This is a genomic window from Streptomyces sp. NPDC026575, assembly GCF_055567415.1.
The window spans coordinates 24,746-39,259 of sequence record NZ_JBVHQM010000040.1; the positions used below are offsets into that span (position 1 = coordinate 24,746).

The window sequence follows — 14,514 nt, forward strand, 5'->3', positions numbered from 1 at the left end:
TTCCCTCATCCTCGCACGAGCCACCGACAGCGCCGCCGCGCCCGCCGCGCCCACCCTCGCGCGGCGTCCCGGTGTCCAGAACGGGTGGCTGCGCTCCTGCCGGCGGGGGAGAATCCTTGAGGCACCGCACCGCACGGTGCCATATGGACAACGGGGGACAGACAGTGCAGAGCGCGGAACCGACACCGCATGCCCGCTCAACGGATCCGGCCGCGACGGGAGATGGCCCACCACCCGACGCACCCCAGCTCTCACTGGAGCTGCTGGTGCACGGCGTCGGCGGCACCACCGCGCAGGAGATGCTCGGCGACCCACGGGTGCAGCTGATCACCGGGGACGACACCGCCGCCTGCTACCGCCGTACGGAGGACGCGGACGCCGAGCGGCGACCCGGGGACTATCGCGACGAGCCGGTCCGCGAGGCGTACTGCTGGTCCAATCTCACCTCCGGCAACGGCGCCCGCGCCCTGTGGCTGATCCTGGTGCCCTTCATGGTCGCCAACCTCGCCCACTGGATGCGCCCGGCCGCCCCGGCCGACCACCGGGCACAGCGGATCTACGACCTCCTGGTGCGCCTCCTCGCGCTCACCCTCACGGTGCTGCTCGCCGCCGCGGCCTGCGAGGTCGCCCTCGACCTCACTGCCTGGCAGTGCGCCGGCACCACCGTCTGCGTCGCCGGCAAATCCTGGCTGGGCTTCCTCAGCCCCGACAACCACGGCTGGTGGAGCGCCCCCGGCCGCCGGCTCGCGCTCGCCTCCGCGGTGCCGCTGCTCGTCGTCGGCTTCCTGTGGTGGCTCTCGCACCGCACCTGGAGCGCCTACGAGTCCGCCTCGCCGCCGCCCCGGCGGCCCGGCAGCTCCCGCTACACCCCGCACACCGAACGGACCGCGCTCAGCCTGGAGGGCTTCTGGTACGGCCGCCGACTGGTCGCCCGGCTGCGCTCCGCGCACACCACGGCCGGCGTGCTGACCATCGCCGCGGTGCTGCTCGGCGCCGGCGCCAAGGCGGACGCACGGGCCGGCGGCGAGACCGCCCTCGCGGTCACCGGCCGGGCGCTGACCGCCGCGGTCATCCTGCTCGCCGCGGTCACCCTCGTCATCGTGTGGCGCACCGCCCGCAGCGAGGCCGCGCCGGACGACGAATCCGACCGCCTGGTCGTACGGGCCCTGCCCTACGTCGCGCTCGCCGTGCTGGCGCTGATCGCCGTGCACACCGGCTGGGCGCGCCCCGGAGCCCGCAGCCACGGCCCCCTGCCCGGCGCCGCCGCGTTCGGCGGTATCGCGGTCTTCCAGGGTCTGCTGGTCCTGGCGCTGGCGGTGTCCGCCTGGGTGCTGCAGCGCGCCGCCCGCGACGACGCCCGCACCGCCCTACGCGGCATGGGCGGGCCCGCCGTCGCCCTGCTGGCCTGCGCGGTCGCCGGTGTGCTGTCCGGGGGCGTGGCCCAGCGCTTCGCCGACTGGATGGACGGCGGCGCCACACCCGGCCAGGTGCACGCCCCCATCCCCGGCCCGCCGGTCCTGCTGTCCTGGCAGGCGTCGGCCATCCCCGCGCTGCTGGTGGTGTTCGCGGTCGTCGCCGTCCTCGCCGCCATCCGTGTGGTCGTCGTCCGCGGGCGGGTCGTCAAGGACGTCCCCGGGCTCTACGACCCCCGGGAGCGCCCCGACGAGCGCCGTACGAAGCGGATCGCCGGCACCATCGCCCGCGCCGGGCTCACCGACGCGGCGCCCGTCCTGGTGGCCGCCACCGCCGCGGTCACCCTCGTCCTGGGAGCCGGTGCGGTGGCCGGTGCCTGGCTCACCGACCGGGCGCCCGGCCCCGCCACCGCCGACGCGCCGCCCGTCGTGCACGCCGCCGCCCAGACCGCGGAGTCCCTCGGCTCCTGGCTGATGAGCGCCGGCGTGATACTCCTGATCGCCATGGGCCGGCGCGCCTACCGTGACCACTCCGCCCGCCGCACCATCGGCATCCTCTGGGACGTCGGCACGTTCTGGCCGCGCGCCGCCCACCCCTTCGCACCGCCCTGCTACGCCGAGCGCGCCGTCCCGGACCTCACCTGGCGGATGGCCACCTGGACCGAGCGGTTCAACGGCCGTCTGGTGATCTCCGGGCACTCGCAGGGCAGTGTGCTGGCGGCCGCCGCAGTCTGGCAGCTGGACCTGGTCACCCGCAGCCGGGTCGCCCTGCTGACGTACGGCAGCCCCCTGGAGCGCCTCTACGGGCGCTGGTTCCCGGCCTTCTTCGGGCCGCCCGCGCTCACCGGACTGCACCGCGAGATGGACGACTGGCGCAACCTGTGGCGCTTTACCGACCCCATCGGCGGGCCGATCCAGCTCACCTGCGAGGACGGCCGCCGGGTCGACCAGGGGCCGCTGCGCGACCCGCTCGCCTTCGGCCGCACGCTGCGCAACCCGCTGCCCGCCCAGATACTGGGCCACGGCGACTACCAGAGCGACCCGGTCTTCGACACGGTCCGCGCCGAGCTGATCGCCCGGCTCGACCCGGACGTGCCGTGCCAGCGGCCGGCCGGCGAGGAGGCGGACGACCGCCCGACTCAGGAGAGTTCGGGCAGATCGTCCGCGTAGAGCAGGGTCAGGTCGTCGGTGCTCGGGTCGGACAGCTGCGCCACCCGGCCCGCGTGCCGCTCGACCATCGCCTCGAACGTCTGCCGCGCGGTGCGGCCGTTGCCGAAGGAGGGGCCCTTGGGGAGCACGGTGAAGTACTTCAGCAGTGCCTCACCGGCCCCCTCGGCGAGGCGGTACTCATGCTCCTCGCCCTGCTGCTCGACGATCCGCAGCAGCTCCTCGGGGGCGTAGTCGCCGAAGGTGATGGTCCGTGAGAAACGCGACGCCACACCGGGGTTGACCGCCAGGAAGCGCTCCATCTCGGCGGTGTACCCCGCCACGATCACCACCACCGCGTCCCGGTGGTCCTCCATCAGCTTCACGAGGGTGTCGATTGCCTCCTTGCCGAAGTCCCGTCCGGAGTCCTCGGGCGAGAGGGCGTACGCCTCGTCGATGAACAGCACCCCGCCGCGCGCCCGGTCGAACGCCTCCTGGGTACGGATGGCCGTCGAGCCGATGTGCTCGCCCACCAGGTCCACCCGCGACACCTCGACCAGGTGGCCGCGCTCCAGCACCCCCAGCGACGCCAGGATCTCGCCGTAGAGCCGGGCCACGGTGGTCTTGCCGGTGCCGGGGGAGCCGGTGAACACCAGATGGCGGCGCACCGACGCGGCCTTCAGACCGGCCTCCTGGCGCCGGCGCCCCACCTCGATCATGTTGATCAGGCTGCGGACCTCGCGCTTGACGCTCTCCAGCCCCACGAGGGTGTCGAGTTCGCCCAGCACCTCGTCGGACGGCCGGCCGCTGACGACCGGTTCGGCCGCCGCCGTGGCGGCCGGCGGCGGGCTCTGCGCCGGAACGCTGCCCAGCAGCCCGGCCGTCTGGGTCGCCTGCGCCGCGGCGGGCGGCACCGTCGTGGCGGCCGGCGGCGGCACCGCACGGCTCTCGTCGCTGGTGCAGTCCTGGACCGTGGGCCCGTCCCCCTGCCCGGCGCCGCCCTCGGCGAACTCGTAGCCGCCGCGCGCACAGCGCTCCGTACGGCACCGGGTCAGCGTCGTACGGCAGCCGTCGATCACATGGAAGCCGAAGCCGGAACTCCCGGTGACCCGGCAGCCGTGGAACGTGCCGCGGCCCTCGGCCGAGACATAGAACCCGGCCTCGGCCGGTCCGCTGACCGTGCAGCCCTCGATGGTGGGGTCCGCGCCCTTGGTGACGATCACGCCGGTCTGCGCACCGTCGATGGTGCAGTTGGCGAGCGTGCCGCCGCTGCCGTGGTCGCGGAACCACGCACCGGTCGCCGCCTCCCGGATCCGGCAGTCGTCCAGCTGGACGGTCGCCCCGTCGCTCACCGACACCGCGGTGTTGCGGACCTGCGCGATATCGCAGTCGACGACATCGGCGCGCGAGCCCCGGTCCAGTACGAACAGCGCGTCCGGCACGTCGTGCACCCGGGTCGAGTCCAGTACGGCGGTGGCGCCGTCGCTGACCCACACCGCCGGGTAGTCGCCGGTGCTGTCGTGGATCTCGCACTGGTTGGCGTCGACCCGGGTGCCCGGGTCCCATACGGACAGGCCGTTGCGCCCGAAGTGCCGCACCGTGCTGCGGGTCAGCGTCAGCACCGAACGGGACCGCAGATCGACCGCGTTCTCCGGGATGTCGTGGATATCGCAGTCCGCCAGTGTGAGGACCGCGTCGGTGTCCAGGGTGACGCCGTCGGCGGAGGTCCGGTGCACCGTGCAGTCCGTGAGGTGGCCGGTGGCCCGCGCGGCCACCTGGATCCCCGCGCCCTTGATCTCGTACAGCTCGCAGCCCACCGCCTCGACCGCGCTGCCCTCGCCGTTGACCGACAGCCCGGCGCCCGAGGCGTGGTGGATCCGGCAGTTCTCCAGCCGGGGATGGGCCCCGCCGCGTACCGCCACGCCGGCCTGCCCGGCGGCCACCACCTCGCACTCCTCGAAGAGGCCGCCGGCCCCTTCCAGGACGCTGATGCCCACCCCGCCCGCGTTGTCGACCGTGCAGCGGCGCACCGTCGGGCGGGCCCCGCCGCGCACCTCGATGCCGGACGCGGACCGGGTCACCACCCGCAGGCCGGTCAGCTCCGGCGCGCCGTCCTCCACCAGCAGCGCGGGCGCGGCCGAGTCCGTCGCCTCCAGATGCAGATCGTGCACGGCCGCCGAGGCCCGTATGGTCAGCGCCACCCCGTCGGCCGGGGCGATCCGCACCGAACCGCGCGAGCCGTCCGGGCCCCGCAGTGTCACCGCGCGCAGCAGCACCAGGTTCTCCCGGTACGTGCCGGCCGGGACGGTCAGCACATCACCGTCCCCGGCGGCCTCCAGGGCGGCGGCGAGCGAGCTGTACTCCCCTGTGCGGCGCCGCCACCGCGATGTTCCGGAGTGCGTCACCTGGACCGAGCCCTGTGCCATGGCGCTGTCGTGCCCCCACCTCGTGCGGCTGATGTCGGCCCGGCAACCATCCGTACGCGGATGTCCGCATTCGGGTACTGCGGGCCCCAGCCGAGAGGCTGGCGCCCCCACCGTAGCGCGCCCGGGGGGCGCCAGTTGACACGGTCAGCACCTGGTCAGCCGCGAGGGGCCGGGCGGCTCAACTCCCCGCGTCGGCCCGGCCCCAGTCCTGGCCCGCGCGCTCCCACTCCGCGTCCCAGCGGCGGAAGCGACGCGCCATCAGCTGCCCGACGACCAGGCGCCGGCCGCCCTCGATCAGTCCACCGGCGGCGGCCGCGCTGCCCAGACCGGCCAGCACCGCGTGCGTACCGGCCGTGCCGACGTCCATCGGCCGGGGCATCACCCGGCCCCGGTCGTCGGTCCAGATGCGGAACCGCTCGCCGGGCTCCACCGGACGCGGTGCGGCCAGCTGCCCGGTGAGGGCGCTGCCGTCCACGGCCGTCCAGCGGGCGATCACCCGGAGGTGGGCATCGCGCTGCGAGGAGGTCTCCGGATCGGGGTCGAGCGGAGCCCGGGAGACCAGCCGGTCGACCGTGGCCCACACCAGATGGCGCTGCTGATACTGCACCCGTACGGACTCCAGCAGCGCGCCGTGCGCCGCGCGGCCGATGAGCCAGCCGGCGGCGGGTGCCCCGAAGACGATCAGGAGGGCGGCGGCGAGCGCCAGCCATGCCTCGATCCGGTCGGTCCGACGCCGCAGCGGATTGCGCCGCCAGCGCCATACGCCTCGCATCGCTCGCATCGTCGCCCCCTCTCCGTGTTGGTAAATACCGCATCGGGGGTGCTCCAGGCGAGAGTTCTGCCAAGAGAGAGGCACATCACGCCGTATCGGAATCGGCTTTCCGCACCATGGAGCGGGAGCCCGGGGCCCAGGCGCTCAGCGCAGCCGTACCGCCAGCGTCACCGTCGCGCCCGTCAGGCCGCTGTCCGGCGCCGCCCCGGCGACCTCGAACCGGTCCGCCACCAAGCGCGCCAGCCACAGCCCGCGCCCCTTCGTCGCACCGTCCAGGCCCGGCAGCAGCTCGGGGATCACCGCCTCGCTGAACCCGGGGCCCGTGTCGCTGATCCGGCACTCCAGCTCATCGCCGAGCCGCCGCAGCACCAGCCGCCCCGAACCGCCCGCATGCTCCACGGCGTTGCCCGCGATCTCGTCCACGGCCAGCACGAACTCGCCCCGCTTCGGCTCGCACAGACCCTCCCGGGCGGCGCACTCCTCCACCAGCAGCCGCACCTGGGGCAGCAGCCGGGCGGTGAAGCGCCGTTGGAGCAACCGGCGGCCGGACTCCTCGGCCGGGTCCTCGGCCGGGCCCGCCGGATCGGGGTTCACCACGGATGCACCACCTCCGTCAGCACCAGCAGCGGCACCGTTCCGCTGCCCAGCCGCCGCAGCATCCGGCGCTGCCCGCGGTGGCAGCGCACCTCGATCAGTTCATGGCCCACGGCGCCGCGGGCCAGCATCAGCAGGCGGACGGCGCAGCCCACCGACAGGAAGTGCAGCCGGGTCAGATCCACGGTCAGCCGCCGGGCCGGCGCCGTGTGCGCCAGCGCGAGCTGCAGCGCCCTGCCGAAGGCGTCCTGATTCGCGGCGTCCGCCTCCCCGATGAAGCGCAGTGCGCCGTCCGGGTCGCGCACCGACCGCAGCGCGCCCAGGCGCTCCAGCAGCGCGCGCGGGTGCGCCCGTTCCATGGCCGCGACGACCTCGCGGTCGAACCCGCGGCGGTCGTAGGCGCAGATCTCGGTGTACGGGCGGCAGCTGAAGAGCGCCTGCGCGCCCGTCTCGCGGCGCATCATCGTCTCGACGTCCGCGCCGAGGGCGGCCACCCAGCCCATGTCGATGAACGCCCGAAGGCCCGTATAGCCCTCGGCCGTGGCCCGGTCGGTCTCGGCGTAGAGCCGGCCCATCTGCCGCGCGGCGGTGAACGCGGTGTCCGGCGCGATCATCCCGCGCATGCTGTCGACCACCAACTGGCCGCGGGCGCGCGCCCGGACGGTGCTGCGGCTGGGGAAGTCGATCCTGGCCAGCACCTCCTCCTCGGGCACCCCGGGGCAGGGCAGGACCAGCACCTTCTCGCCGCGGGCCAGCCCGAGCCGGACGAATGCCGTGACGACCTCCCAGCGCACCTCGTCGTTGCCGTAACTCACAAAGGCGTGGTCTCCGGGCCGCAGATGCTGGACAGGGATCAGATGGTCGCTCCCGGTGTCCCTCGCAGGCATCGTCACGCGGTCCTGCTCTCCCGTCCCCCCGGCCCGTTCGGCAGCGCCTGGCGCCCGCCGCGGCCTACCGCCACCGGGCCGTAGTGGTCCGGCAGCCGTCGCGAGCGCCCGTGGCGCGGCCACGGTGCGGGGCCGCGCCGGCCCGTCAGTCGAGTATCTCGAACGGGTCGCCGATACGGATCGTGCCGGCCCCGCGGGGAATCAGATTCTGGCCGAAGACCAGCCGGTCTCCGAAGCGGCGACGGCGGGCGAGGGTCCGCAGCGGTTCCTTGCCGCGCTCGGCGGTGCGCTGGTCGGTGGTCGTGACCACACAGCGCGCGCAAGGCTTGGCCACCTGGAAGACCACCTCGCCGATACGGACCCGCCGCCAGTCGTCCTCGGCCCAGGGGGCCGTGCCGTCCACCACCACATTGGGCCGGAAACGGTTCATGGGCAGGGGGCCCTCGTCGGGGTGGTCGCCCTGCGCGATGAGCGAGTTGAGGGCGTCCAGCGACGAGGCGGTCGTCAGCAGCAGGGGAAAGCCGTCGGCGAAACTGACCGTCTCACCGGGCTCGCAGTACTCGGGGTGGATCGGCCGGCGCTTCTCCGGGGCGTCGAGATGCACCAGCCGGCACTCGACGCCCAGATACCCGCGGAACCATTCGGCCGCCGCCTCGCCCGCGGGTACCGCCTCCACCTCGTCCTTCCAGACCTCCACCGAGACGGTCTCCCCGCACCCTGGCGGCTCGACCGTCAGCGCCGCCATGCCGGGGGCGGTGAGCCTGAGGGCACCGCCCGGCGCCCCCTCGGCGCGCGCCAAGGCCAACCTCGGCTGCTGCCGTTGGGTGATCATCCTGCGCTCGGCGTCCACCAGCATCCAGCGTCGGTCCCCGGCGAGCCCCCACGGCTCCACGACCGCCTCGCCGGGGTCGGATCCCGCCAGGGACTTGGCCGGATAGATATGGATGGATTGCAGCGCAAGCTTCGGCATGGGTGCCATCCTGCCAGCCGCCTCGGACAGTTGACCGATCGCCCAGGTCAGTACCCCCGCGGATACTGCCGGCCGTACGGATCGTCGTACGGGGCGGCCGGGCGGGGCGCGACCGGAGCGGCGGGCCGCATCGCCTCATACCCCGTGCCCATGCCCGGTGCCGGGCGCTGGGGCTGCGGCTGCTGCGGGGCCTGGTAGCCACCGCGGACGCCCGCCTGCTGGGGGATGTACGGCGCCGGGGCGTGCTGCAGCGGTGCGACCGGCTGTGCGGCGGCGCCCGGGTACCCCTGGCTCGGCGAGGGGTGGGAGGGGGCGGCCGGGAGTGCCGGAAGTGCCGAGGGCAGCGCCGGCAAATAGGACGAACCCGTGTCATAAGGGGAGGGGTTCACCCGGATCGGGGCGATCTGGGGTGTGCCCCGCTCTGCGACGAGGCTGTCGTAGATCGGAGTGTCCGGGAAGGAAGGCGAAGCGTAGTAGCCGCCGCCATAGGTAGAGCGGGGGGAGGTCATGCCTCATAAGTTAAGCCCACGATGTGCTGATTGGGGAGTCTGGAAAGAGGGTTGTTTTACGTGTTCGGAGAGGCCATGGATCGCCAATGCGAGCGAACTTGGGAAAATCGGTCGCGATCGCCCGTAGGGATCGTGTAAAGACCTCGCTTCTCGCGGGTGAACAGGCGACGTTCGGAGCGGTTCGGGCCAAGTAGGTTGGGAGTGCCACCACTGACGGGGCACGGCGGACGAGAGGAAGGCGCAAGCGATGTCGATGCTCAAGGGCGGCAACGTCCCGGTCCCGGCCCAGGCGGTCCGGGTCGAACTGGGCTGGCAGGCCGCCCCCGGGGTGCCGGACGTGGACGCCTCCGCGCTGCTGCTGGTGTCCGGAAAGGTCCGCGACGACGGCGACTTCGTCTTCTACAACCAGGCCGCGCACGCCTCCGGCGCCGTGCGCCACGAGGGCAAGCGCCCGGCCGGCGGCGCGATGACCGACACCCTCACCGTCGCCCTGGCCGCCGTGGAACCCGCCGTCGACAAGGTGGTGCTGGCGGCCTCCGCCGACGGCGGCGCCTTCGGGAGCGTCCCCGGGCTGCACATCCGGGTGCTGGACGCGGCGAGCGGCGCCGAGATCGCCCGCTTCGACAGCCGGGACGCCACCACGGAGAGCGCCTTCGTGCTCGGGGAGCTCTACCGGCGGCAGGGCGGCTGGAAGTTCCGCGCGGTGGGACAGGGCTACGACACCGGACTCGCGGGCCTCGCCACCGACTTCGGCATCAGCGTCGAGGAGCCCGCGCCGCCGCAGGCCCCGGCGCCCGCCCCGGCCCCCGCCTCGGCGCCCGCCACAGCTCCCGCGCCCCCGATGGCGGCCCCTGCGCCTCCTGTGGCGCCTCCTGCGCCCCCGTTGCCGGCGGGTCAACCGGCGGCGTCAATTCCGCCCCCGCCGGGGCAGCCCGCGCCGGCTTCCGCGCCCCCTCCGGTTCGTCTGACAAAAGTCACCCTCACGAAGGATGCCCCCGCCGTTTCATTGACGAAGCAGGGCGGCACCTCGGGGGCGATGCGGGTGAACCTCAACTGGAGCAGCGGCGGCGCGGGCAAGCGGCTGACCAAGAAACTCGGCCGCAAGGCGATGCAGGCCATGGGCGCCCGCGGCGCGCTGCTGCCCTCGTCCGGCGAACTGGACCTCGACCTGTGCGCGCTGTACGAACTCACCGACGGCGCCGCCGGAGTGGTCCACCCGCTCGGCAACAACTTCGGCACCCTGCACGCGCCGCCGTACATCCAGCTCGACGGCGACGACCGCACCGGCGCGGTCGCGGCCGGCGAGAACCTCACCATCAACCTCGACCACCAGGCGCGCATCAAGCGCATCCTGATCTTCGTCACCGTCTACGCCGGGGCCCGCAGCTTCGAGGGGCTCAGCGCCACGGTCACCCTCCAGCCCCAGTACGGGGCCCCCGTCGAGTTCACGCTGGACGCCTGCACGGTGCCCTCCAACGTCTGCGCGCTGGCCCTGATCACCAACACCGGCGGCGAACTCGTCGTCCAGCGCGAGGCCCGCTACCTCGTCCCCGAGCCCGGCATCAGCCCGCAGCGCACCGTGGACCACGCCTACGGCTGGGGCCTGGACTGGTCCCCGGCCAGCAAGTGACACCGGCACCCGGGGGCGGCCCTGGGGGCCGGCCCCGGGTGCCGGTGTCAGTACGTCCGCCCCTTCCAGGCCGCGCCGCGCCCCCGGTAGTGCTGCACCGCCGAGTCCACCGTCATCAGCAGATACAGCAGCGCGGTGAACGGCAGCAGCGGCGCCGCCCAGACCGGCTGCCCGTAGTAGCGCAGCATCGGCAGATACGTCCCGCACATCACCGCCCAGGCCGCGCCGCCCAGCGCCGCGACCGCCGGGCCGCCGCCGGCCAGCCCGGCCGCCAGCGCGAGCGGCGGCGCCAGATACACCAGCGCGAGGCCGAGGGCCGTGCCGAGCAGCAGCAGCGGCTGATGCCGCAGCTGGGCGTACGCGCTGCGGGAGACCATCCGCCACAGCTCGGCCAGCCGCGGATACGGCCGCACGCTGTCCACATGGTCGGCCAGCCCCAGCCAGATCGTGCCGCCGCCGCGCTGCACCGCCCGCGCCAGCGTCACATCGTCGATCACCGCACCCCGGATCGCCTCCGGGACACCGGCCCGCTCCGCGGCCTCCCGCCGCAGCAGCACACAGCCGCCGGCCGCCGCCGCGGTCCGCGCCCCGGGCCGGTTCACCCAGCGGAACGGGTAGAGCTGCCCGAAGAAGTACACGAACGCCGGCACGATCAGCCGCTCCCAGAACGTCACCACCCGCAGCCGGGCCATCTGCGACACCAGATCCAGCCGCGCCGACCGGGCCGCCGCCACCAACTCCCGCAGGCTCTCCGGGCCGTGCGCGATATCCGCGTCGGTCAGCAGCAGATACTCCGGCGCCATCCGCTCCCGGGCCAGCGCGATCCCGTGCCGCAGCGCCCACAGCTTGCCCGTCCACCCCGGCTCGGGCTCACCGGGCGAGGCCACCGTCAGCGGCAGCCCGCCCCGCGCGTCGGCCAGCTCACGGGCGAGCGCGCCCGTGCCGTCGGTACTGCCGTCGTCGACCAGGAACACCTCCGCCCGGCCCGGATACTTCTGCCCCAGCAGCGAGGGCAGGCTCTCCGGCAGCACCGCGGCCTCGTCCCGCGCCGGGACCACCACCGCGACCGACGGCCAGCGCCCGGGATCCCGGCGGTCCGGCAACCGCATATCGGTACGCCAGAAGAAGCCCTGCCCCAGCAGTAGCCACGCCCAGGCCGCCAACGACCCGGCACCGATCCAGCCCATCGCTCCCACGCGCGCAGTCTGCCGCACCACCGCGGCGACGGCCCGGCTTGTCGGCCGCCGTGTCCCCACCGGACGCCCCGGCCGGTATGACAAGTGGGACGGCCGGACCGGTAAAGTGTCCGGGTGAAGATCGCGCTGATGGACTCCGGGACCGGGCTGCTCGCGGCGGCGGCCGCCGTACGCCGACTGCGGCCGGACGCGGATCTGGTCCTCTCCTCCGACCCCGACGGCATGCCCTGGGGTCCGCGCACCCCCGACGACGTCGCCGAGCACGCCCTGGCGGTGGCCCGCGCCGCCGCCGCGCACCGCCCCGACGCGCTGATCGTCGCCTGCAACACCGCCTCCGTCCACGCCCTGCCCGTCCTGCGGGCCGAGCTGGAGCCCGCCATCCCGGTCATCGGCACGGTCCCGGCCATCAAGCCCGCCGCGGCCGGCGGCGGCCCCGTCGCCATCTGGGCCACCCCCGCCACCACCGGCAGCCCCTACCAGCGGGACCTGATCGAGCGCTTCGCGCACGGCGTGGCCGTCGCCGAAGTGCCCTGCCCGGGGCTCGCCGACGCGGTCGAGGCCGCCGACGAGGCCGCCATCGACGCCGCCATCGCGGCCGCCGCGCAGCGCACCCCGCGGGACGTACGGGCCGTCGTCCTGGGCTGCACCCACTACGAGCTGGTCGGCGACCGGATCCGCGCCGCCCTCCAGCAGCCCGGTGCCCCCGCACTCGTCCTGCACGGATCGGCCGAGGCCGTCGCCGCCCAGGCGCTGCGCCGCGCCGGCGCCGAACCGGCGCCCGCGGCCGCCCCGACCGGCGGCCTCAGCGTGCTCCTCAGCGGCCGTCCGGCCGGACTGCCGCCCGTGGCGCTCGCCTACGCCGAGGGCCGGCTGCTCGCGGGGAGCCGTACGGACACCGCCGGCGTGCTGAGCGGCTGACCGCCCCCGTCCGACGCGCTGCCACAGCGTGTGAAGACGCGTACGCTGCGTCTCATGAGGGACCACCCCCACGAGGGGGCAGCAGCCCCCGGCGACAACGGCGGTGCCGGCGGAGCCGCACCGCGCCTCGGCGGCTCCCATGCCGAGATCCCCGAGGTCTGGCACGGCAGCGCCACCAACCGCGTCCAGTGGCTCCTGGCCGCGATGGGCGCGGCGTGTCTCGCGCTGGGCATCGAGCTCGCCGTCGACAGCAGCTGGACCACGGGTCTGGCGCCCCTGGTGATGTCGGTGGTCGGCTGTGTGGCGGCCGGCCTGCTGGTGCTCTTCGGCACCCTCGCCTTCGTCCATGTGGCTGTACGCGTCGACAAGGACTGCCTGGAAGTGCGGTGCGGCCACATAGGGGTGCCGCGCCGCAGGATCCCCCTCGACACGGTCGTCGACGCCGACTTCGACCCGCAGGTCACCCCCCGCCACTGGGGCGGCTGGGGCTACCGCTGGCGCCCCGATCAGGGCACGGCCGTGGTCGTGCGCCGCGGCGAGGGGCTGGTGCTCAAGCTCGGTGACGGGCGCACCTTCACCATCACCGTCGACGACGCCGAGGGCGCCGTCCGCGCCGTCCGCCGCCGGCTCTCCCCGCGCAACGGGACCCCGGCGGGCGCCTGAGCACCGGGCGCCACGCGCGGCCGGGACCTTCGCCCCGTGCCCGGGGGCCTTCCGCGGGCCCGCCCGCCGGCCACGTCCCGTAGGGTCGAAGCATGCCAACGCCCGACTTCATCCGTGACCTGCGGAACTCCATCGGCCGACAGCTGCTGTGGCTGCCCGGGGTGAGCGCGGTCGTCTTCGACGACGAGGGCCGTGTCCTGCTGGGCAGGCGGGCCGACACCGGCGGCTGGTCGGTGATCGGCGGTATCCCCGAACCGGGCGAGCAGCCCGCCGAGACCGCGGTGCGCGAGGTCTACGAGGAGACCGCGGTGCGGGTCGTCGCCGAACAGGTGGTCCTCGTCGAGACCATGCCTCCCACGCACTACCCCAACGGGGACGTCTGCCAGTTCATGGACGTGACGCTGCGCTGCCGCGCGATCGGCGGCCGGGCACAGGTCAACGACGACGAGTCGCTGGAAGTGGGCTGGTTCGCGCTGGACGCCCTGCCGGAACTGCAGGAGTACGCGCTCACCCGCATCAAGCGGGCGGTGGAGGCCGGGCCGACCTGGTTCCACGGGATGGGGGAGGAGCCGGAGGGACGGCACTTCCCGGCGTAGGCCCCGGCCCCTCCGGCCCAGGGCCCGCCTGGCCGGTGGATCAGGGCCAGCCTGCCCCCTAGAGCTCCTCCGTCGACGGCTCCTCCAACGGGTCCGACGGCTCTTCGGGGAGCGTGGGCAGCTGGGACGAGCCCGGTGAGTCCGGCAGACCGGCCGGCTCCTCGGTGTGCATCTCGCGCCGGTCCTTGCGGCAGCTGGTGATCCAGGTGCCGGTGGGGCCGCTCTCGTACTGGCAGAGCCAGCCGCGTACGGCGAGCGCGCCCTGGTCGCTGTCGCCCTCCCGCGGCGCCCGCAGCAGGAACTCCTTCATCACGTCGCGGGCCTCGCCGCAGCCCACCGTGCCGCCGGCGCCGGGGTCGGCGTACAGCGCGACATCGCCCGCCGTGCCCAGCGCGTCCTTGATCGTGCCGCAGCTGACCGGCTGCCCGGGGACGGCGGGGGAGGGGACGCCGGGGTCGTCCGGGCCCGGCCCCGCTCCCGTACCGGCGGACGACGGCAGGGCGGTGCTCGCCCCGCCGTCCTGTGCGTCCGCGCACCCCGCGGCGGCCAGGGCGAACAGCACGGTCGGCAGGGCGATGAGCCTGCGCATGTCGGACTCCCTCGTGGCGGCGGTGCACGGACGGCACGTTGCGTCGTACGACGCTAGGAGCCCCGCGGGGGCGGGGCGATCCGGGACGGCCGTTCGGGTGAACTGCGCCCGGGGCGGGGCATGGTGGCACGGCGGGCGTGCCCAGCCGCCACACCCGGCCCCCGAAGTGTGGTGCCGTGGCACATCGGTGCCGGCCGTCGCGCTGC

13 protein-coding genes are annotated in these 14,514 nt (G+C 74.5%); 5 read left to right on the forward strand and 8 right to left on the reverse strand.

Translation table 11 applies throughout. The features are described 5' to 3' along the window. The first annotated feature begins 143 nt into the window (after positions 1–143). Positions 144–2,582, forward strand: a complete 2,439-nt coding sequence (locus ACZ4NB_RS35720) for a hypothetical protein (RefSeq protein ID WP_467667205.1) — start codon at positions 144–146, stop codon at positions 2,580–2,582. Here ACZ4NB_RS35720 and ACZ4NB_RS35725 read toward each other — a convergent pair. The 6 genes from ACZ4NB_RS35725 to ACZ4NB_RS35750 all read right to left on the reverse strand — a co-directional run bounded on the left by ACZ4NB_RS35725 (position 2,552) and on the right by ACZ4NB_RS35750 (position 8,716). Then, complete coding sequence (locus ACZ4NB_RS35725) at positions 2,552–4,984, reverse strand: right-handed parallel beta-helix repeat-containing protein (protein WP_467667206.1); 2,433 nt, start codon at positions 4,982–4,984, stop codon at positions 2,552–2,554. The genes ACZ4NB_RS35720 and ACZ4NB_RS35725 overlap by 31 nt on opposite strands. Before the next feature lie 178 nt (positions 4,985–5,162). After that, positions 5,163–5,765: an Rv1733c family protein gene (locus ACZ4NB_RS35730; RefSeq protein WP_467667207.1), complete on the reverse strand. Its 603-nt coding sequence runs from the start codon at positions 5,763–5,765 to the stop codon at positions 5,163–5,165. A 135-nt stretch (positions 5,766–5,900) separates the two neighbouring features. Further along, positions 5,901–6,353, reverse strand: a complete 453-nt coding sequence (locus ACZ4NB_RS35735; RefSeq protein WP_467667208.1) for an ATP-binding protein — start codon at positions 6,351–6,353, stop codon at positions 5,901–5,903. Continuing rightward, a complete protein-coding gene (locus ACZ4NB_RS35740) occupies positions 6,347–7,237 on the reverse strand; it encodes an MEDS domain-containing protein (protein WP_467667209.1) in 891 nt (296 codons plus the stop codon). The genes ACZ4NB_RS35735 and ACZ4NB_RS35740 overlap by 7 nt, the downstream gene beginning before the upstream one ends. A gap of 145 nt (positions 7,238–7,382) precedes the next feature. Next, a complete protein-coding gene (locus ACZ4NB_RS35745; RefSeq protein WP_467667210.1) occupies positions 7,383–8,207 on the reverse strand; it encodes an MOSC domain-containing protein in 825 nt (274 codons plus the stop codon). Positions 8,208–8,254: 47 nt separating this feature from the next. Continuing rightward, on the reverse strand, positions 8,255–8,716 hold the full coding sequence (locus ACZ4NB_RS35750; protein WP_467667211.1) for a DUF6643 family protein: 462 nt from the start codon (positions 8,714–8,716) through the stop codon (positions 8,255–8,257). 247 nt (positions 8,717–8,963) lie between these two features. Here ACZ4NB_RS35750 and ACZ4NB_RS35755 point away from each other — a divergent pair, with 247 nt between their 5' ends. Continuing rightward, positions 8,964–10,346 carry a TerD family protein gene (locus tag ACZ4NB_RS35755; RefSeq protein ID WP_467667212.1) on the forward strand — a complete coding sequence of 461 codons (1,383 nt, stop codon included), beginning with the start codon at positions 8,964–8,966 and terminating at the stop codon, positions 10,344–10,346. Between the two features lie 47 nt (positions 10,347–10,393). On the opposite strand, the gene ACZ4NB_RS35760 is transcribed toward ACZ4NB_RS35755, so the two are convergent. Next, on the reverse strand, positions 10,394–11,533 hold the full coding sequence (locus ACZ4NB_RS35760; protein WP_467667235.1) for a glycosyltransferase: 1,140 nt from the start codon (positions 11,531–11,533) through the stop codon (positions 10,394–10,396). 123 nt (positions 11,534–11,656) lie between these two features. Between ACZ4NB_RS35760 and ACZ4NB_RS35765 the strand changes: the two genes are divergently transcribed. The 3 genes from ACZ4NB_RS35765 (at position 11,657) to ACZ4NB_RS35775 (ending at position 13,719) form a co-directional block, all read left to right on the forward strand. Further along, positions 11,657–12,460, forward strand: a complete 804-nt coding sequence (locus tag ACZ4NB_RS35765) for a glutamate racemase (RefSeq protein ID WP_467667213.1) — start codon at positions 11,657–11,659, stop codon at positions 12,458–12,460. 54 nt (positions 12,461–12,514) lie between these two features. Next, on the forward strand, positions 12,515–13,123 hold the full coding sequence (locus tag ACZ4NB_RS35770; RefSeq protein WP_467667214.1) for a hypothetical protein: 609 nt from the start codon (positions 12,515–12,517) through the stop codon (positions 13,121–13,123). Between the two features lie 92 nt (positions 13,124–13,215). Beyond that, positions 13,216–13,719 (forward strand): NUDIX hydrolase, encoded by a 504-nt coding sequence (locus ACZ4NB_RS35775; RefSeq protein WP_467667215.1) that lies wholly within the window; start codon positions 13,216–13,218, stop codon positions 13,717–13,719. 58 nt (positions 13,720–13,777) lie between these two features. On the opposite strand, the gene ACZ4NB_RS35780 is transcribed toward ACZ4NB_RS35775, so the two are convergent. Next, entirely contained in the window at positions 13,778–14,308 is a 531-nt protein-coding gene (locus ACZ4NB_RS35780; RefSeq protein ID WP_467667216.1) for a hypothetical protein, read from the reverse strand. Positions 14,309–14,514: the final 206 nt, after the last annotated feature.